Here is a 19322-nt window from a genome sequence, read left to right on the forward strand (position 1 = left end):
CGGTGCTTCCAGCCCGTCGGCACCGACTACCGCTCGCATCATCGGCTGCGTGGCGCAGCAGCCCGCCCCGCTGAGGCTGGTGCTGGGCAGCTACTCGTACCAGACGGTCACCACCGCCACCGCCGCTGCGACCGGCGCCTCAGTCGAGGGCGATTTCCGAGTCGAGGTGGTGGGCGAGATCGACCAGATCGGTGCGGTGCAGCACTCGTCCGTCGAAGCTCGGCAGGGGAACGTGCAGTGGTTCGGTCCAACGGGTGAGGATCGCCCCCATGCCGTGGTACGCACCCGCGAGGCCTCCGGTGACTGCGGCGACGGTGTCCGTGTCACCGCCGACGTCGATCGCCGCGCGCATCGCGTCCTAACTCGGTCGCCTGGTCGGGTGCCAGTCGGTGGCGAGGACCGTGGCGTATCGCCGGCGGTGGTCGGGGTGGACGAGATCCAGCACGTCGGGCAGCGCATCGAGGGGGTCCGCGCCCGCCAGCGCGACGCGGATGAGTTCGTGGAAGACGGCGGTACCTTCCCAGGCGGCGCGGTCGCCATGGGTGAGGGCAGCGATGCGCCGGGCGGCGTCCATCGTGGCCGACCGGCCGGCACGTGCGAAGTGGACCGCGGATGTCGCTGCTCTCATCAAAGAGCCGTTGCCGGCCGCTCGCTGGTTGATCTGGAAGTGGACCGTGGCGGCCAGATCCGAGGGCATGCCGTTGGTGAGAACGTCTTCGGTTCGCCACCGGCCCCTGGGCCGGGGAAGCGGGCAGAGAACGCACCCTGGGGTCCGAACTCGAAAGGGGCGCCCAGCGCGTCACCCACCGCTGAGCCCACGACAGCACCGACGGCCCGCTCAATACCCCGCGGGATCCGTGACGCGCCGAGCGATGTGTTCAGTTGCGGCGGCCGGTGTGCTCGAAGGTCGTGAAGGCGGCCTCCTGGTGCCACTGCACCCGTGCCTTGGGGCTGGTGGTGAGCAGGTGGCGGCAGCGTGGGGCGGGGGAGGTGTCGCCGAGGGTTTCGTTGCGGCATGCGGGGGTGGGGCGGTAGCCGGTGGTGGTCGGGTTGCCCTGCCAGATGCTCCTGCCGGGGAGGAAGGCGTACTGCAGGGAGGCCCGCGCGAGATCCTTCAACTCCGGGTACGACAGGCCGTAGGTGACGGCCGCGTACTGGTACTCGTGGCTGATGTCGATGCGGGACACACCGGGGTCGTCGGTGGCCAGGACGGTCGGCACGCCGTAGGCGCGGTAGGTCTCGAAGGGGTGTGCCCGGCCGCGGACCCCCAGGATCTGGGCGTTGCTGGTGAACGGCACCTCGACGGCGATCTGTTGGGCGGCCATGGTGCGGGCCAGGTCCCGCCGGTCGTGCTCGAAGGCGAAGTCGACTCCGTGGCCGATGCGCTCGGCGCCGGCGACGCGCACCGCCTCGCCGATGTGGAAGGTCAGGTCCTCGGGTTTGACCAGCCCGGTCCACAGCTCGCCGGCGTGCAGGGTGACATGGGCGTGCGGGTACCGGGTGCGCAGGAAGGCCAGCATGCGCATCTCCAGACGGTAGTTGCGCAGCGATGCGGGCAAGTCCTCGGGCTGGACCAGGTTGACGGCGAGGAAGCGGGGGTCGCGTTCGGCCAGCCGCATGCCGAGGGCGAGCTGGGTGAAGACACGCTCGCGCGAACCGGCCCGCAGGGCCTGGTAGATGAGGCGGACGGTCGGCCGGCAGGCGGGCCGGGGCCGGCCGGTGTCGCAGCGGGCGGCGGCGCGGAACTCGGCGTCGACGCCGTCGGTCTCCTCGCGCGCGGCGGCGACCAACCGGTCCAGCCGGCCGCCGGCGAGGAGCTTGCGGTGCAGGCGGGCGAGGTCGCCGTCCCAGCCGACCTCGTCGGCGAGCCGGTCGGTCGCGTCGGCGGCGGGCTGGACCATGGTCTCCAGGTACACCTGGTTGTTCTCGGCGACGTCGTCGGCGACCTCGGCGAGCACCTTGCCCTGATGGCGCCCGGCGACCAGGGCGAACTTGTCGAAAGTGGCGAAGAAGTGGTCGTGGCCGAGGCGGTGCGGCGGGAAGTCCTGCATCGACCACGCTCTGCGGATCGCCGCGCGGAAGGCCCGGTCGGTGCGGGCGTCGGCGGCGGGCCGCCGGGTGCGGGTGTCGCAGGGCGGTACGACGGCGGTCATCGTGCCGGTGTCGATGCACAGGCCGTCGTCGGCGGCGAGCTTGATGAGGTACTCGGTCCGGACCGCGCCGAAGAGATGGTTGTGCAGGTCACCGCCCTTGGGCAGGTCCCGGAAGAAGCCGCGCAGCCGGGCGGGGCTGTGGCGGAGGGAGCGCAGGAGCGTGTCCGTGCGGGCTTCCGCGGGGGTGACCGGTCGGGGCACGCCCGCGTGGGGCGCTGGGCCGGGTGCCGCGCGGGTGCCCGTGGGATGGGCCGCGGCCGATGTCGCGGACCCGGGTGTCAGCGGTGCGAGCAGGGCGAACGCGCCGAGCCCGACGGTGAGTACGACGCGCCGTCGGCCCGCGGTGAGCAACGCGCGGTGCCGGCCGGTGGGGTGGGGGAGCGGAATGGTCACCGCCGCATGATTGCCGCAGAGACCGGCCAACGACGGGGCGCTGCGCGGTGTGTGGCCGACGCTCACCCGGGAGAGGGAACCCCTACGGGCACCCCGGTCCACCGGCCCGTAGCCGTCGGCGACCAGCCGCATCCGCCGGGCCGCACGTGTTCTTGGGCGAGAGATCGTTGTGGCACACCACTTCCCGGTCACCGGCCGCGGCGGTGCCGGCCGTCAGGTCGTGGAACTCGCGCACGAGCCGCGGCACCGCGGAGCAGGCGTACGACGGCGTTGACGAACCCTCCGGGCAGCGCGGACTCGGACATCCCTCCACCGTGCCGCATCGCCATCTCCGTGCCCGGCCCGGGCCATTGGGCTCGCCCGTCGAACCGGTCACGGCCCCGGCGACCAACGAACCCAGGAACGCACCCGTCACGCTGTCGCCTTGCGGATGTGGGCGAGGAGGGTGCGCAGTTGGGCGCGGTCGGCCGTGTCGAGCGTGGCCGTCGCCTCGGCGAGCGCCAGCCGGTCCACCTCTTCCGCCTCGCGATGGCAGCGCAGCCCCTCGTCGGTGAGGCGCAGCAGGAACGCCCGGCGGTCGTGCGGATGCCGTACCCGCTCCACCAGGCCGTCGCGTTCCATGCTGTCGACGATGCTGGTCGTGGTCCGCGCCGCCACCCCCGTCAGCTCGCTCAGATCCCGCATGCGCAGCGGCCGTTCGGCCCGGGCGAGCATCCGCAGGGCACGCAGCCGGGCCACCGAGGCGCCGTTGGCCCGCAGCCGGATCTCCACGAACTGCCGCAGCTGGTGGGTGGTCTCGTACAGCTCGTCGATCAGGATGTCACTGCTGTCGTGCACTGCCATGTCGCTCCCCCGCTTCGTCCGATATCCCATTCTATGAGTACGCTCATAATGAGTATCCTCAGCATGTGCTGTCGTCCCGACGCCGTCGCGTCCTGTCCGTCCCCTCCCTCCGTCTCAGCCAGCGCCTGGTCGTCCCCGTCATGTGCGTCTCCGTGACGTTCCTCGCGATCGTCGACGGGGCGATCACCACCGTGGCGCTGCCCTCGATCGCCCGCCAGTTCGGGCTGACCACCGCCGCCCTGGACGGGGTGGTCGTGGTCTATCCGGTCTGCCTGGCCATGGCCATACCCGCCTCGGCCTGGCTGGTCGAGCGGCTCGGCGGCAAGCGTGTGCTGCTCACCGCGCTCGTCGGCTTCCTCGGTTCCTCGGTGCTGTGCGGCGCCGCCGCCGATCTCGGCCAACTCGTCGTCTGCCGCGCCGTGCAGGGCCTGTCCGCCGGGGTGCTGTTCCCGGCCGCGGCGGCCCTGCTGTTCGTCACCTTCACGTCCTCGGAGCAGGTGCGCATATCCCGGTACATGATCATCCCGCAGCAGATCGCGCCGGCCGCCGCGCCGGTCCTCGGCGGCCTGCTGGTGGACGAGCTGTCCTGGCGCTGGGTGTTCTACGTCAATCTGCCCCTCGGCCTGCCGGTCGTGCTGTTCGGCCTGCTGTTCCTGGACCGGCACCGCGGCCACCGGCCGGGCCGCTTCGACCTGCCCGGTCTGCTGCTGAGCGCGGCGGCCATGGGCGGTCTGATGTTCGGGGTCTGCGAAGGCCCCAACCGTGGCTGGTCCTCGGTGCCCGTGATCACCGCCCTGGCGCTCGGCGCGGTGCTGCTCGCCGCGGCCGTCGCCTTCGAACTGCGCGTCACCGAGCCGCTGCTGAAGCTCCGCCTCTTCGCCGACCGGCTCTTCCGGGACACCAACCTGATCAGCCTGGTGGGCCTGGTGCCCATCATGGGCGCCATGTATCTCGGCCCGCTCTTCCTCCAGCAGGGGCAGGGCCGCACCGCACTGGAGTCGGGCACCAGCACCTTTCCCGAGGCCTTCGGCGTCCTGCTGACCGTTCAGATCATCGGCGTCTGGTACGCGCGCGTCGGCCCGCGGATCATCATCGGCTGCGGAATGGCCGGGGTCAGCGCGGTCCTGCTGCTCTTCGCCACCTGCGACCAGGACACCGGCCTGTGGACCTTCCGCGGCTATATGTTCCTGCTCGGCGTCGCCATGGGCGGGGTCTTCATGCCGACGACGGTGGCCTCGCTCGCGACCCTCGACCGGCGGGACCTGGCCCAGGCGTCCACGCTGAACACCGTCGTACGCCAGACCGGAGGAGCCCTCGCGCCGGCCGTGGTGACCACCGCCCTGGTGCTCGGTACCCCCGCGGCCGCCGCGACCCACCCGCCCGTCTCCGCCTACCAGCACGCCTATCTGGCCCTTGCCGTGATCGCCGCGGTGACCGCGGTCTTCGCCTTCACCCTCCCCGACGGCCCGGCCCGCGCCGCGGCAGGCGGCACCACCGCGTCGAGCGGTTCCACCGCGTCGCCGCGCCGCCGGGAGGGCGCCCACTGAGCGCTCCGCGGCCTTCGGGCGGGGTGTTGGGGGAGCGTTCGATATCCGGTACCCGGTGGGCAATCCTGCCGTATTCCGGTGATCTGTAACGTGCCGCCGTTCCAACAGTGAGCAAAGGAGCGGAACATGGACAGATCCCCCGCGACTGGTGCCGGGCACGACGAGCACGCGGCCGGCTGCGCGTGCCCGCGCACCGCGGACCTCGACGGCGACGGCATCGCCGCGTCGAGCCGTCGTACGTTCCTCCAGCGGGCGAGCGCGCTCGGCGCGGGCGCCGCCGGGGCCACGGGTCTGCTGGGCGCGGCACCCGCGTACGCCTCCGACGGAAACGGGAACGCGGCCGCCGCGGGCGCGGACGACGACCCGTACGGCCGGACCACGACGGAGCCCGCCGCGCGCGGCAAGTGGAGCCCGGATCCGGACAACCCCCGGTTCACCGTGGTGGTGATGCCCGACACGCAGTACATGTTCGACCAGGACCGCATCCACCCGGTCCCGGTGGAGGCGTCGTTCCGCTATGTCCTGGACCCCAAGGGCCGTGCCGGCGGCAACGACCCGAACATCGTCTTCCTGGCGCACCTGGGTGACGTGACCAACAACGGTCTCGCCGAGGAGTTCACCGCGGCCACCAAGGCGTTCGGCATGCTGGACCGCGCGGGCGCCTCCTACGCCGTGCTGGCCGGCAACCACGACGTCCACGGCGACGACCAGCGGGGCGACACCCCGTACCTGGACACCTTCAGCGTCGCCCGGGCCAGGAAGCGGCCCAGTCACCACGCGTCCAGCCCCGACGGCTACAACACCGCCCACATCTTCCGGGCAGGCGGCCGCAAGTGGATGCTGCTCGCCCTCGACTGGCGGCTGTCGGACGCGGGCTTCGCCTGGGCCAACGCCGTCATAGCGGACAACCCGACCCTGCCGGTGATCGTCACCACCCACGAGATCGTCGGCTCGTACGACGACGGCACGGCGGGGCTGTCCGGCTACGGCCAGCAGATGTGGGACAGGCTGATCAAGGACAACGACCAGATCTTCCTCACCCTCAACGGGCACTACTGGCCGCCCGGCAGCACCGTCATGAAGAACAGCGCCGGGCACGACGTGCACCTGCACATCACCAACTACCAGGACCGGTACTACGGCGGCGCCGGCATGATCCGCTCGTACCGCTTCGACCTCGACCGCGGCAGGATCGACGTCGCCACCTTCTCGCCGTGGATCCGTGAACTCGCGGCGAAGAAGCAGATGAACGCGCTTGCCTCGCAGGAGCTCGAACTCACGTCGTCCGTCGACTACTTCTCGATGGAGATCGACTTCGACGAGCGGTTCTCCGGCTTCGCGCCGATTCCGCCCCGCAAGCCCCGGCCCGCCCGCCGGATGCTGCTGCCCGGCACCCTCGCCTACTGGCGGTTCGACGAGGGCGGGTCCGGCACCGACGTGGCCGACGGCACGGTGGTCAAGGACCAGACGGGCAACGGCAACGACCTCGTCCTGCGCACCGTGCCGGGCACGTCCGCGCATGCGCTCGTGCGCACCGACGACCACCACCCCGACCAGCCCGGTCACGGCAGCCTGGTCTTCGCGGGCCAGGGCAACCCGGTCAGCGGCAGCTATCTGCAGACCGTCGACCGGGCCCCGATCAACCGCGAGACCTTCGCCCGCGGTTACACCTTCGAGGCGTTCTTCAAGGTGCCCGCCGACTGGGACGGCGGCCGCAACGGCTGGTCGTCGATGCTCAGCCGCGTGGGCACGGCGGCCCAGGCCGGCAAGAACGGGCCCGGCTCCACCGCGGAGGAGCCCATCCTCACCCTCGGCCTGTCCAGCTCCATCGAGCTGCAGTGGAACGCCTACCCGCTCAACCAGGACGGCGCGACGACCGCCTGGAGCCATCTGCTCCAGAAGGAGGAGTGGTGGCATGTGGCCGTCGTCAACGACGGCCGGATCAGCAAGCTCTACGTCAACGGCTGTGAAGAGGGCCGCAATCCCACCAGCACCGCCATCGGCCTGACCGCCCTCGACATGCCGTTCCTGCTCGGCGGCTACCAGTGGAACGGCAAGATCGACCAGGTCTTCCACGGCTCCATCGGCGACGTACGGATCACCAACCGGGCACTGTCGCCTGCCCAGTTCATGAACGCATAGGCCCGGCAGGGCAGTTGGCCCGACCGCGGGCGCCCGGCGCCCGTGGCCGGGCCGGCTCGGTAAAGGCAGGTAAAACTGTACAGGGGAAACTGTACAGGTAAGCCTGTGGAAATTACCGTCGAGGCATGAGCGACGACCGCGATCAGCCGCCGGAGTCGGCCGTGCGCGCCGCGCAGGACGTCCGAGTGGTGGTGGGACGCCTGCGCCGCCGGCTGCGCAGTGTCTCCGACGCCGACGACATCACCCTCTCCCAGGCGTCCGTGCTCGCCCGGCTCGTCAAGGACGGTCTCGCCGCCACGAGCGTCCTCGCCACCGCCGAGGGCGTCCGCCATCAGTCCATGGCGGCCACCGTCGAGGCGCTGGAGCGGCTCGGACTCGTAGCACGCCGGCCCGACCCCACGGACCGCAGGCGCCGGCTCGTCGCGCTCACCGCCGCCGGCCGCGCCCGTGCCGAGGGCGACCGGCAGGCCCGTCAGGAATGGCTGGCCGCGGCCTTGGGCGAGCGGTGCATCTGGCCTGGTTCATGCTCGGCGCCGGTGTGGTGTTCCTGCTCCTGACCTTGTTCGACCGCGGACTGCGGCGCGCCGCGGCCGATGCCGCCTCTGAAGGGTAGGGCCCTGTCTCACGCCCGCGTCGGCGGCTGTTCCCGGAGCAAGACACTCACTGAGTGAATTCGGTTGCGGCGGGCCCGATGAGAGTGGGCGTTGACGCGCTGCCGGCTACGGAGCTGGGTGAGCTGTCGGTGTTGGCCGCGCTCCTGCTGCCCTGAGGATTTCGGCAGTGTCGGGGTGGGGGCCATTGTCCGCCCAGTCCAGTGGCGACCTGCCCGCGCCGTGGTCTTCGCGCAGGTTGGGATCGGCGCCATGCGCCAACAGTTCCCGGACCGTTTCGGTATGCCCCCAGCAAGCGGCTGCGCACAATGGTGTGCCCTCCGAGCCGGGGCCGCTGCCGCTGCTTCATGGCCGGTGAGGCTAGCGATCATGGGCGTGCCGGAGCCACTGATATCTATTCGTTGACCGTGGTGACCAGCACATTGGCCTTGTAGCGAAGCGGCGTGTGCCCAAGCGGGCCGTGGGGCTACGGTGCCACCCGCGCAACCCCTCCCGTCTCAAGGGCCGCCCAGAGAGCCCCGTCGGGACCAAGGGCGATGCCGTGCGGTTCGGATGACGGTGACGGCAGATCGTACTCGGCGATCTCGCCGCTCGCGGTGATGCGGCCAATGCGGTTGGCTCCCCATTCGGTGAACCAACAATCCCCGGTGGAGGCCGCGACGATGGCGTGGGGTCTGGCCGTGCGGTCGGGGAGCGGGAACTCCTTGATCCCGCCGTCCACCGCGATCCTGCCGATCTGGCCCGCTGCGATCTCGACGAACCACAAGGCGGCGCCGTCACTGGAGATGCCCACAGGGGCGGCACCCGGGGTGGGAAGCGGGTACATGACGGTGTCGCCGTCGGCGGTGATACGGCCGATCGCGTTCGCCTGGTTGAGGGTGAACCACAGCGCACCATCGGGACCTGTGGTGATCGCCGAGGGAAAGGCCCCCTCAACGGGAAGGGCGAACTCGGTGATCTCTCCGGTGCCGGTGATGCGGCCGATACGGTCGGTGTTCAGCTGTGTGAACCACACCGCATCATCCGGGCCCGCGGTGATACCAAAGGGTCCGCTATCGGGGGTCGGCACAGGAAAGGATTGCGCTTCACCGCGGGTGGTGATGCGGCCGATCCGATGGTCCTGGGACCGGGTGAACCACAATGCGCCGTCGGGCCCGACGGTAATGACCGCAGGACGACACACGCGTGAGTCCAGGGGATATTCCGCGAGTTCGCCGTCGAGGGTGAGACGCGCGATGCGACCACTGTGTGTGAAGGTGAGCCACAGGGCACCGTCGGGTCCGGCCACGATGCCGTAAGGCCCAGCCTCCTTGTCCGCCACGGAGATCTCCCTGATGGCCGGCTCATCGGAACGGTGCACAGCAACTCCTTGCCTGGGATGCGGATCGATCAGCGTTCCCGGCCGACGCCTCGGCCAGATGATCAATTCCAAGGGGTCAGTGACCGTACGGGGCGAGCGAGCGGAGGGTGCCTTGCCCTCTGGACTGGATCCAGTTGCCTCGGGGAGGGGCGCCAGGCTTCCAAAGAGGTTGATGACTGCCCCGTGGTCGGGAGCTCGGCGTGACCCCGGAGAGGCCGTCACCACCGTCGGTGCACGCTTGCCTTACTACCGGTCACCAGGCTTGCCGGCGGAACGTCATCGGCCACGACCGCGCCAGCGGCGACCACGGCATCACGGCCGATACTGACGCCGGGCAGGATCGTGGCACCGGCACCGATCCACACGTTCTCCGCCACGTCGATGGGCGCGCCGGTGAGGTACAGCCGCCGCTCCTCGGGATCGACCGGGTGGCCGCTGGTGATGAACGTGACCTTCGGGCCGACCATCACGCGTTCGCCGAGCCGGATGCCGGCATAGTCCAGGAACGTGCAGTTCTGGTTGATGAACACGCGCTCGGCGAGGTCGAGGTGGAGGCCGTGGTCCGTGTAGAAGGGCGGATAGATCGTGACTCTCGACGGCAGTGGCTTGCCGAGGATCTGTTCGAGCAGTTCCGCCTTGCCCGCTTCGTCCTCGAAAGGCAGGACGTTCAGGCGGGAGGTGAGCTCGGTGACCCGCAGGACCCTCTCGGCCATGGCCTGGAACTCGGCGCTATGGATGGGCATGAGACGGTCGCTGGACATGCCACGATCCTTTCTGGTGTACCGGTGACTGGACAAGACTCACCAGATGGTCAATTTCAAGGGGCGCCGGCGGAGACGGGAACGAGGGCATCCAAGATCGTTTTGTGACGAACAACCCGGACGCCCTCGCGACGGCACTCTATGCGACGACTGACGACCTGTTGCGGGAGTCTCCGGATCCGGCGCCGTGGCGGCCGGCCGTGGGGATCGCGCCGCAGCTCACCGATGTCGAGCCGGTCACCGTGGCGATGATGCGCCGAGTACGGGTACTGCGCCGGCCACAGCCGATTTTTCTGGGGCCTGCGCCTGCACCTGGTGTGCACCCTCCAGGGTCTGCCCAGCGCCTTCGCCCTGACCGGGGCCGAAGCCGACGAACGCGAAACCCTGCTCGACCTGCTCGCGACCGAACCGCACCTCGTCGCCCCCGGCCCGGCCAGACACTGATCGGCGACAAAGACAACTTCGGCCGCGACTTCGAACACGAACTTGCCCAGCAGGGCATCCAGTTGCGGCGACCGACCCGCAAGGGCGAACCACAGCGGCCCGGCGGATCTCTGTTCAAGCCGTTGCGGCAGGCCATCGAGTCGGTCGACGAGACAGTCAAGGGACAACTCGACCTCGAACAGCATCGAGGGCGCACACCCCGCGGCGTCGTCGCCCGCGTCATGCAGCGAATACTCGCGCTGACCGGCGCGATCCGGCACACGGAACGGAGACCCAGGTCCGCCGCCCGCCCGCCCGAACGGCACGGCTGGCGAGAGCACAAGCGCCGCCGGTCATCCCGGCGCATCCGCGTCGAACACGCCAATGCCGAACGCCTCCAGCGGCGCCCGCTCCACCGGTACGTACAACGCCGCGAGCCCTGTGGCGAAAACCACCATGCCATCGTTGCCCTGGCCTCCGACCGCGCCGCCGAACCCAGGGCCGGCACGCCCCAGCTTCACCCTGTGCGAGCCGGCCGATGAGGGCAACGAGACCGCCATGGACCGGCTGGCCGACGCAGCCGGCGATCTCGAAGAGCTGAGCGGGCTGTTGGACGAGGGATCCGTGCGCGCCGGGTTCCCGCTCACACGCCGCGCGACCACGACCGACGATCTGCGCGAGCTGCAATGGATCTCCGACGCCGGACGCGACGAGGCCGGGACCGAGCGGAGGGCCCGGACTGGGCTGCTGCCTGCACAGGGCCCGGCGGTGGCATGCGTCAGGTCCCGCGGCCGACCTGGGAACGGGTGTGGCGGGGCGGCGGAGATGAACTGCTGCCGCGACCGGAGTCGTTTTCTCTTCCGGCTTCAGACGGCGGACGTACGGCTGGCAGAGTCCCTCCCTCAGGAGGGGGTGAACTCGGGGAAGACACAGCGACGGCGCTTGCGGAGCCGGATAGCTTCTGAGGTGGGCAAATACGTGCTCTGGTGCGGCACGCCGTCGGGTTGGAGGTGTGGAGGACACATCTTGGTGGCTGAAGAGCGGCCGAGCCCTGGAAGCGATCGTTTGCCGCGAGGCCGCCGTCGCGGGAGCGCATAGAGGAGGGATCAGCGGCCACCGAACAACTCGTGGCGGAGCTGGCTCGGAGCGGCTGCCGCGATGGGGGCTTGCTCGGGATGGTCACCGCGGTCCGTGCGAGTCCGTGCTGATTCGGTCATGGCAACTGAGACCACGCAACGACCAAGGTCTCGGCCGTTGTACGGTCGGGACCTTCGTTTCGGCTGGTCAACCGTGGCGGAGGAGACGAGATTCGAACTCGTGAAGGGTTGCCCCCAACACGCATTCCAACTGTCGCTCCGGTGTACGGGGTGGGCTGGCGGCGTTCTCACCTGTGGTGCGAGGGTCGGTGGACCGGCATTCGGACGGCGTTGAACGCTGACGAATAAGAGTAGGACTGAAACCACGAAGTGAGCCAGCCAGACGGCGCGGTCGGAGTCAACCGTTGGCGATCGACCCTTCGGATGCGGCCTTCGGATCTGTATGACTGGTTGAGGGCTTCCGTGGGCGTCGAGACGATTCAAACGCCAAAGAGAGTGGCCAGTCTGGTATTTGGCGAGTGCAGAGTGCGAGCTCATCGCTACAGTTTTCGTAAGCTCGTGAACTTCGCGGTGGGGCGGTGTAGTGGGTCGGCGATTCTTCGTAGCTTTGGGGAGCGGTCGGTACCGCCACCTTACCGAGGACGAGCAGTTACGCTCTGTGCCATCGGACGTTCGCGCGACGAGAGAGCTCTTCGCCGGTTTCGGGTATGAGCCCGTACTGCCTGGGCTCGGCGAATACGACGGATCCGAGCAAATCCGGCAGAAGTTGTCGCACTGGTCGGAAGACACGGTTCTCACCACTGACGACGTGGTGGTCGTGTACTTCGCGGGCCACGGTTCGGTGGAGGAGCGCGACCGGCACTATCTACTCTGCTGGGACTCACGTGACGGAGACCTCGCGACCACGGCGCTGGCCACCGAGGATCTGGTGCGCATCTTGTGCCGGGGCAACCTTCGCCACCTCCTGCTGATTCTCGACACCTGTGCCGGCAGTGCCGGGGGTGCGGAAGCCTCGGCGGTCGCGTTGCGGACAATCGCTTATCGGAATGCGGACGCTGACTCGACGGGCCTGTGGTTTCTTGCATCCGCCCGCAGGAAAGATGTTGCCGAGGACGGAGCGTTCGTAGCCGCGCTGACCGAGGCCGTGGAGACGACCACGGGGCGCACTGGCCAGCGGCAGCAGTATCTCGACCTCACGGAACTGGTCAAGGCTGTCAACGAGCGGTTCGAGGCTGATGGGCTCGGCCAGCGCGCGGAGTTGGCCTGCGGTCTCGTGACTGGCTTGGCGCCGTTCCTGCCGAACAGTGGGTACACGGATGAACTGCCGCCGATCGGAACTGACCTGGAGGTGCAGCGCCGGGTCGCCTTACGAGACCTCACGGAGCACTTTGGGCCGCGCTCGCGCGGTGTGGAGTTCGAGTCGGAACAGGGCCTGTACTTCAGCGGGCGGGTCCGGGTGCTGTCCGAACTGGTGGCCTGGTTGACCGCTGACGATGGCGATGGCAGGGGGAGAGTCGTCACTGGCAGTCCCGGCTGCGGGAAGTCCGCGGTCCTGGGAAGGATCGTTGCGCTGTCGGACAGCCGGTACCGGGATCGCCTCGACCTTGCTGGCGTCGACCCCGCAACTGTGGTGCCTGCCGGGTGTGTCACGGCTGCCGTGCACGCCCGGCACAAGCGGCTCGAAGAGGTGGTGGAACGGCTCGCCACCGGCCTTGAGGTGGAAGCCGACGGTGCTGCTGCACTACTCCAGGAGCTGACCAGGAAGGGGCGCCAGGGGGCGCCGCTCGTCATCGTCGTGGACGCGGTGGACGAAGCAGGTTCGGACACCGCCGCGGACGCCGGCGGTCACGGCGAGCCCCGGCGGATTACCCGGGAACTCCTCCGCCCCATGTCGGAGATCCAGGGCGTACGGCTTCTGGTCGGGACTCGCCATGAACTGGTCGGCCCCCTGGGGCCCACCTTTGTCTGCATGGACCTGGACCAGCCCCAGTACCGCGCGAGTGTGGACGACGTGGCGGGGTATGTCACACGGGTTCTTCTGGCGAGCGAGGAGACCGAGGTACGTACTCCATACCGTGGCCTGCGAGATCTCGCACGGGCGGTCGCCCGCGGAGTCGCAGAGAAGGCGGCCGGCGTGTACCTCTATGCCAGGACGACGGCGCGGACCCTGCGGTCGGACGTGACGCCGGTGGACATCAGCCAACCTCGTTGGGCGGACAAACTCCCGAGCGAGGTCGGCGAGGCATTCGACGACTATCTCGCCCGTTTCGGACCGGACGAGCCACGGGTCCGCCGCATGCTGATCGCCCTCGCCTTTTCGGAGGGCAAGGGACTGCCCCGGGGCCGGACGTGGACGGCGATGAGTATGGTGATCTCCGGCGTGCTCTGCACGGAGGAAGACGTCTCCTGGGTCTTGGACGTAGCGGAAGCGTACATCGCCGAAGTCGTTGATGACGATCGGCGTTCGGTCTACCGGCTCTACCACAAGGCACTGGCTGAGCACCTGCGCGCGACGGCGGACCGGCCCCCCGAGGAGCTCCAGCGGTCGGTTGTCGAGGCACTGATCTCTCTCGTCCCCGTCGCTTCCGGGAAGCAGCCGGATTGGTTCGCCGCTGTTCCGTACGTACGTCAGCACCTGTCCACGCATGCAGCAGCGGCAGGAGTGCTTGCCACCCTCATCAAGGACCCCGGATTCCTGCTCGCCAGTGAGTCGCTGGCTCTTCTAAGGGCGTTAGCCTCGATTGAAGGCGAAGGCCCCAGACGGATCCGCAGCTCCTACGAGCAGGTCGCCCACCGTCTTACGAGTGACCATGCCGTCGGGGGCCGGGCCGCCGACCTGCAACTGTCGGCTCGCCGCTGTGAGGCCAACGAACTCGCCGACCGGATCGACGGAGTCGGGGTCGAACTTCCTTGGTCTGCTCGGTGGGCATGGTGGTCAACCAGCGGAGTGCACCGGTTGCTCCATGGTCACACGAAAACGGTCGGATGCGTCGCAGTCGGGGAACTCGACGGCCGTCCCATCGCGGTGACCGGAAGCGCGGACGAAACGGCCCGGGTATGGGACCTCACCTCACAGCGCCAGATCGGCGAACCGCTACCCGTCGGCACATCGGTGAGCGCCGTCTCCATTGGCGAACTGGGCGACTACACAGTCGTCCTCACCGGTGCGGCCGACGGCACGGTGAAAGTCTGGGACCTTTCAGCAGGTCAAGAGTACGGGGAGGCTCTCACTGGTCACACCAATCGGGTTGAGAGCATCACCATCGGAGCCTTCAATGGGCGCACTGTCGTGTTGACCGCCAGCGCAGATGGCACAGCGCGTATCTGGGACCTCATCGAACGGCAGCAGCTTGGTGCGGAGTTGGCTGCTCACAAACGTACGGTACGCGACGCCGACCTAGGACAGCTTGACGGGCGCCCTGTCGCGATCACCGGAGGCGACGACAAGGCCGTCCACGTCTGGGACCTGACCGACGTATTCGATGGCGGAGATGCTCGACTCGACGGCAGCCCGCTGATTGGTCCGGCCCGCGCCGTCACCGCAGTGTGCACGGCCGAACTCGACGGGCGGAGTGTTGCCCTGGTTGGGGATGCGGCAGGCATGCTCAGCCGATGGGACCTCACTGACCGTCGGCAGATCGGCGAACCAGTTATGGGACACGTCTACTGGAGCGGTAGCGGCGTCCGCTCTGCTGTCACGGGTCGGCTTAAGGGTCGCCTGGTGGCGTTGACCTGTGGACGCGGTGAAGCCCGGCTGTGGGATTTACGCACCCTGCAGCAAGTCGCGCCTCCACTGCGTGGCCACGTTGAAGACATCCAGGCGGCGACGCTCACCGGCGGTGACAGCTCTCTCGGGGTCACCGTCAGTCGTGACCGCACCGCCCGCATCTGGGATCTGACCGCCGAACAGCCCGATGAGGGTCATAGCCAGCCGGTGGGCTGCACGGCCCTTTGCCAGGATCGTGGCCGTACGCTGCTGGTCACAGGGGGACAGGATGCGACTGCCCGGCTGTGGGATGTGCGAACTCGTGTGCAAATCGGTAAACCGATGAAGTGCCATTCCGGTGTGATCTCCGCCGTGGCCATAGCGGTTCTGGACGGACAGACAGTTGTTGCGACCGGCGGGTCCGACACAGAGGTAAGGCTCTGGGATCCGTTCACGGGCTCGCCGTTGAAGCCGCCTTTCCTGGGACATACCAATGCCGTGCGATGCGCGGTCTTCTGCGCGCTCGGAGGCGTGTCGGTCCTGGTCACTGGTGGCGAAGACGGGACTGTCCGGGTCTGGGATGTCGCCAGGGGAGAGGCGGCCGGTCCACCTCTCGTCGGCCATATCGGTGGTGTTGAGCACCTTGCCGTAAGGTCTTTGGGACGCGGGATGGAAATCATCCTTGCTACCTCGCTCGACCATGCGTACGTGTGGCAGGTGGGCCTGGGTTCGGGGAGTCACTGGCCAAGTGGGCCCCGCGCCCACTTCGACGCAGCGGAGCTTACGCCGTCCGCGCGGACGGTCGGCGTGGCCTTCCACGGCGGACGGGCGGTGGCGGTGGTCACGTTCAAGGGCAATGAAGTCTACGTCCACGACGTGCTCAGCGCCTCAATGGTCGGGGGCCCGTACCCCGGCCATACGGATCTGGCGATAGCGGGTGCGCTCGGCCGAATCGGGGCAGCGACGGTTGTAGTGACCGCTTCCTTGGACAACACCGTTCGAATCTGGGACTTGGAGACAGCGGTGCCCATGGGGCCACCGCTGGAGGGATACAACCGGCCTTGGGCCGACCTGAGATGTGCTGCTCCGGTGTTGACACACATCGATGGTGTCGCCCTGGCAGTGGTCGCTACTTGGCGTGATGTGCGGGTATGGGACGTTGCTTCCATGCGGCCAATTGGGGAGCCGCTGGGCGACTCGGAACGCGGATTAGTCTCTGCCGACATCCTGCGCCCAGCCGGCGGTAAGGCCGTTGTCGTTACGGGCACCACTGACGGTGTGGTACGGACACACGATCTAGACAGTGGTCAGCAAGTTGCGGCCCATCTGACCTCCACCGGACAGGTGACATTCGGGGTCGCTGCGGCCCAGATGGACGGGGACAGCTTGGTGGTTCGTAGCAGTTGGCCAGACACTCAGGCATGGAGCCTGTCGTCTCGAAAGCAGCTAGGCAAGCGTGCCGGTATTTCCCAGCGGTCGTGTTTTTTGACGACAAACAGCGGTGAAGTGGCGGTCGTGTCGATCGGACCGGACTACACGCTCGATGCCTGGGGCCTGCACAGCCAGGCGCCCATCTGCCCACCGATGTCCGGTCACACGGCCGAGGTGACGGCGCTGTGTGCTGGAACGGTCGGCCGCATCCGAGCAGTGGCGAGTGCCTCACTGGACGGCACGGTGCGGCTGTGGGACCCGTGTCAGGGTGATCAGTTGGGCGAACCGCTCGGCGGCCACGGCGAGGGGGCGTGCGCCGTGGAAATTGCGCATTGGACCGGCCGTAGTTTGGTGATCACGGGGGCGGGTGATGGAAGGCTCCGAGTCTGGGACATGGAGAGTGGCCAGGACGCCAGTGTTGATCTCGAACCGTTTCCCTCGGCTGTGCGGGCGATCCGTGCTGCCGCGATTGACGGTGTGCCTCTTCTACTGGCAGCCGACCGGTACGGGCTGATGCGGGTCTGGGCGGTGGACGCCCCATTGCGGACCGCTGAACTCGACATCGGCAGCGGTATCAATGGAATCGCGATCGATACGGGCGGGCAGGTTTGCGTGGCAACCGACATGGGAGTGATCGCGCTGCGTCTCAATCTCGCTGCCCATTGGAGCGGCTCGTGACTCGCGTCGTTCTCGTCCACGGCATCGCCCAGCAGAACAAAGGTCCGGGAACATTGCTCGCAGACTGGTACCCGGCGTTGAACGACGGTCTGGTGCTGGCGACCGGTACGGACCTGGTCCGGGACGAAGTCTCCATGGCTTTCTACGGGGATCTGTTCCGCCCCACTGGACACCGTGGTCTCGGCGAGCCCGAACTTGACGCCTCCGACGTACAGGAAGTCATTGAGCGCGATCTGCTCCTCCAATGGTGGACGTCTGCGGCCGAGCAGGAGACGCGGGTTGCCGGTCCCGGTGCCGCGACTCGACTGCGCACCCCCCTCCTGGTCCAGCGGGCCTTGGACGCGCTCAGCCACTCCGTGTTCTTCTCCGGCCTCAGTGAACGCGCCATGATCGGCAGCGCCCGCCAGGTACAGCGCTATTTCACGGAGCCGGAAGTACGTGCCGCCGTACAGGACCGGGTGGCTCGTATCGTCACCAGGGACGCGGAGGTGATCGTCGCGCACTCCCTGGGCACGGTCGTCGCTTACGAGACGTTGTGTGCCCACCCTGAGTGGCCCGATCTCACGCTGATCACTCTCGGGTCCCCGCTGGCCGTTCGTAACCTCGTCTTCGATCGGCTCACGCCCCCGCCAGTCGGTGGTTACGCGAGATGGCCGGCGCCAGTGAAGCGCTGGACCAACATCGCCGACGCAGGTGATGTCGTAGCCCTGGCCAAGGAACTTGCGCCGGTGTTTGGAGACCGCATCCGTGACCATCTGGTCCACAACGGCGCCAAAGCGCACGACATACGTCCGTATCTCACCGCCCGAGAGACAGGCAAGGCTGTGGCCGAAGCGCTGCGCGACGGCAGCTCCGGGGTCTTGTGAGGTGTCACGCTGCGAATGCGGACCAATCCCCGTACCACAGCACCGTGTCAGCTGACGGTATGGGGCTGACTCCTGTCTTCAGCCCTCGGAGTTTCCGAATTCACCTGAAATAAGTGAGACGGAACCCAGACCATGGTGTGTTTGCCCTCGTGGGCGGGCGCGGGGGATACGTGATTCGCACTCGTGAGGGGTTGTCTCGGGGCGTACGGCCCGAGGCGGTCCGGAGAGTTTACCGGCCTCTGTCGCCGGGACGTCGACCCCGGCAACCCCGTGATCCATGTCCACGTCGCTGAGCCTGAGCGGACCAGTGGCAAGCGGGCCCCTGCGAGACGAAATCCAACGCGGGCGTACGTGCCGTAGACCTCCCAACGATTCTCCACACGCGTCGGCCTCCTCGGCTCTGGCTTGCCGGCGTCGTCGTCGCTGCATGCGGTGAGTGCGGCAAGGCGCAGGTCAGCCGTGACCGCGGTCGCGTGAACGCGCATGAATTGCTTACGGGCAGGTCTCGCCGAACTTCACCGCGGTGACCGACACCGGCTGCCCGTTCAGGTCGGTGCCGGTCGCCGGGGACTGGGTGCACACCTCCCAGTTGGACTCCACCAGCACCCAACGGTCGTCCGGGGACGCGTCCTTCACGGTGAACGACGTGCTCGCGTCGAGCGCCGCGCAGGCCGCCTTCACCGACTTGCCCTTGAAGTCCGGCATCTTTCCGCCCTTCGCTGACGGCGCCGTCTCGTCCTTCGCCGGGCAGGACTCGTCCAGCTTCACCGCACCAAAGTCCAGAGTGGTGTCAGTCGGCACGGTCTTGCCCGCAGCCACGTTCTGGGAGCACACCTGCCAGTTCCGGTCGAACGCCTGCATCCGTTCCCGGCCCAGAGCGTCATGTGACTTCAGGGAGTAGAAGCCGTCCTCCTGGGCGGCGTCCTGCGCGGACTGGAGGCCCATGCCGACGAAGTTGCGTACCGGCTTCGATGTGGCTTTGGCTTCCTTCCCCGGACTGCTGGTCGCCGTTCCCGGCTCGACCGTAGTCGCGTTGCTCTCGCCTGCTTTGCTGTCGTCGACCGGCTCACAGGCGGTGACGCCGATGGCTGCCGCACAGAGTAAGACGGCACTGATCATGTGGATACGCATGAATTCCCCCCAAGTGGTACCTGGTCAGGCAGACACCGTAGACCAGACGTAAAGGAAACGTGAGCCGTGTCACCAGGTCGTGACACGACTCCGTCCCACCTCCCGCCAATGCGGAAGGGGTGGACGGGGGCGACCGAACGGGCGTCCGTACCGGAGAGTTGGGGCGCATAGCGATGGCCG

General features: G+C 68.2%; 11 protein-coding genes and 3 pseudogenes. 6 read left to right on the forward strand and 8 right to left on the reverse strand.

All coding sequences use genetic code 11. The features are described from left to right. Positions 1-139: 139 nt before the first annotated feature. The 3 genes and pseudogenes from CTZ28_RS31390 to CTZ28_RS31405 form a co-directional block, all read right to left on the reverse strand. A pseudogene (locus tag CTZ28_RS31390) lies at positions 140-843 on the reverse strand (ADP-ribosylglycohydrolase family protein). Positions 844-878: 35 nt separating this feature from the next. After that, positions 879-2546: an adenosine deaminase family protein gene (locus CTZ28_RS31395; protein WP_259471903.1), complete on the reverse strand. Its 1668-nt coding sequence runs from the start codon at positions 2544-2546 to the stop codon at positions 879-881. Between the two features lie 411 nt (positions 2547-2957). Beyond that, on the reverse strand, positions 2958-3389 hold the full coding sequence (locus CTZ28_RS31405; RefSeq protein WP_121893110.1) for a MarR family winged helix-turn-helix transcriptional regulator: 432 nt from the start codon (positions 3387-3389) through the stop codon (positions 2958-2960). A 140-nt stretch (positions 3390-3529) separates the two neighbouring features. On the opposite strand from CTZ28_RS31405, the gene CTZ28_RS31410 reads away from it, so the two are divergent. The 3 genes from CTZ28_RS31410 (at position 3530) to CTZ28_RS31420 (ending at position 7635) form a co-directional block, all read left to right on the forward strand. Next, positions 3530-4936 carry a DHA2 family efflux MFS transporter permease subunit gene (locus CTZ28_RS31410; RefSeq protein WP_121893182.1) on the forward strand — a complete coding sequence of 469 codons (1407 nt, stop codon included), beginning with the start codon at positions 3530-3532 and terminating at the stop codon, positions 4934-4936. 126 nt (positions 4937-5062) lie between these two features. Further along, positions 5063-7078 carry a laminin G domain-containing metallophosphoesterase family protein gene (locus CTZ28_RS31415; protein ID WP_121893111.1) on the forward strand — a complete coding sequence of 672 codons (2016 nt, stop codon included), beginning with the start codon at positions 5063-5065 and terminating at the stop codon, positions 7076-7078. 125 nt (positions 7079-7203) lie between these two features. Next, the gene (locus tag CTZ28_RS31420; protein ID WP_121893112.1) at positions 7204-7635 is read left to right on the forward strand and encodes a MarR family transcriptional regulator; all 432 of its coding nucleotides are present in this window, start codon (positions 7204-7206) and stop codon (positions 7633-7635) included. A 162-nt stretch (positions 7636-7797) separates the two neighbouring features. Here CTZ28_RS31420 and CTZ28_RS31425 read toward each other — a convergent pair. The 3 genes and pseudogenes from CTZ28_RS31425 to CTZ28_RS31435 form a co-directional block, all read right to left on the reverse strand. Then, positions 7798-8025: pseudogene (locus tag CTZ28_RS31425) on the reverse strand (ankyrin repeat domain-containing protein); the annotation flags it as partial. 130 nt (positions 8026-8155) lie between these two features. After that, the gene (locus tag CTZ28_RS31430; protein WP_121893114.1) at positions 8156-9049 is read right to left on the reverse strand and encodes a Vgb family protein; all 894 of its coding nucleotides are present in this window, start codon (positions 9047-9049) and stop codon (positions 8156-8158) included. Between the two features lie 218 nt (positions 9050-9267). Further along, a complete protein-coding gene (locus CTZ28_RS31435; RefSeq protein ID WP_121893115.1) occupies positions 9268-9810 on the reverse strand; it encodes a DapH/DapD/GlmU-related protein in 543 nt (180 codons plus the stop codon). Positions 9811-9914: 104 nt separating this feature from the next. On the opposite strand from CTZ28_RS31435, the pseudogene CTZ28_RS50005 reads away from it, so the two are divergent. Further along, positions 9915-10544, forward strand: a pseudogene (locus CTZ28_RS50005) (transposase); the annotation flags it as partial. Positions 10545-10586: 42 nt separating this feature from the next. On the opposite strand, the gene CTZ28_RS47310 reads toward CTZ28_RS50005, so the two are convergent. Continuing rightward, the gene (locus CTZ28_RS47310) at positions 10587-10793 is read right to left on the reverse strand and encodes a hypothetical protein (RefSeq protein WP_183154679.1); all 207 of its coding nucleotides are present in this window, start codon (positions 10791-10793) and stop codon (positions 10587-10589) included. A gap of 1120 nt (positions 10794-11913) precedes the next feature. Here CTZ28_RS47310 and CTZ28_RS31450 point away from each other — a divergent pair. Further along, positions 11914-17145, forward strand: coding sequence for a caspase family protein (locus tag CTZ28_RS31450; protein WP_121893116.1), 5232 nt, complete (start codon positions 11914-11916; stop codon positions 17143-17145). Beyond that, positions 17142-18011: a hypothetical protein gene (locus CTZ28_RS31455; RefSeq protein ID WP_121893117.1), complete on the forward strand. Its 870-nt coding sequence runs from the start codon at positions 17142-17144 to the stop codon at positions 18009-18011. The genes CTZ28_RS31450 and CTZ28_RS31455 overlap by 4 nt, the downstream gene beginning before the upstream one ends. A gap of 492 nt (positions 18012-18503) precedes the next feature. Here the strand turns inward: CTZ28_RS31455 and CTZ28_RS31460 are convergent, their stop codons facing one another. Next, a complete protein-coding gene (locus tag CTZ28_RS31460; protein WP_121893118.1) occupies positions 18504-19142 on the reverse strand; it encodes a hypothetical protein in 639 nt (212 codons plus the stop codon). Positions 19143-19322 lie beyond the last annotated feature (180 nt).

The organism is Streptomyces shenzhenensis (genome assembly GCF_003688995.1).
In the GTDB taxonomy this organism is placed as follows: Bacteria; Actinomycetota; Actinomycetes; order Streptomycetales; family Streptomycetaceae; genus Streptomyces; species Streptomyces shenzhenensis_A.

Excerpts from the sequence above, each read along its gene's own strand:
- CTZ28_RS31405 (WP_121893110.1), bottom strand. The coding sequence starts at position 3,389 with ATGGCAGTGCACGACAGCAGTGACATCCTGATCGACGAGCTGTACGAG.
- CTZ28_RS31410 (WP_121893182.1), top strand. The coding sequence starts at position 3,530 with ATGTGCGTCTCCGTGACGTTCCTCGCGATCGTCGACGGGGCGATCACC.
- CTZ28_RS31415 (WP_121893111.1), top strand. The coding sequence starts at position 5,063 with ATGGACAGATCCCCCGCGACTGGTGCCGGGCACGACGAGCACGCGGCC.
- CTZ28_RS31420 (WP_121893112.1), top strand. The coding sequence starts at position 7,204 with ATGAGCGACGACCGCGATCAGCCGCCGGAGTCGGCCGTGCGCGCCGCG.
- CTZ28_RS31435 (WP_121893115.1), bottom strand. The coding sequence starts at position 9,810 with ATGTCCAGCGACCGTCTCATGCCCATCCATAGCGCCGAGTTCCAGGCC.
- CTZ28_RS47310 (WP_183154679.1), bottom strand. The coding sequence starts at position 10,793 with ATGGCGGTCTCGTTGCCCTCATCGGCCGGCTCGCACAGGGTGAAGCTG.
- CTZ28_RS31460 (WP_121893118.1), bottom strand. The coding sequence starts at position 19,142 with ATGCGTATCCACATGATCAGTGCCGTCTTACTCTGTGCGGCAGCCATC.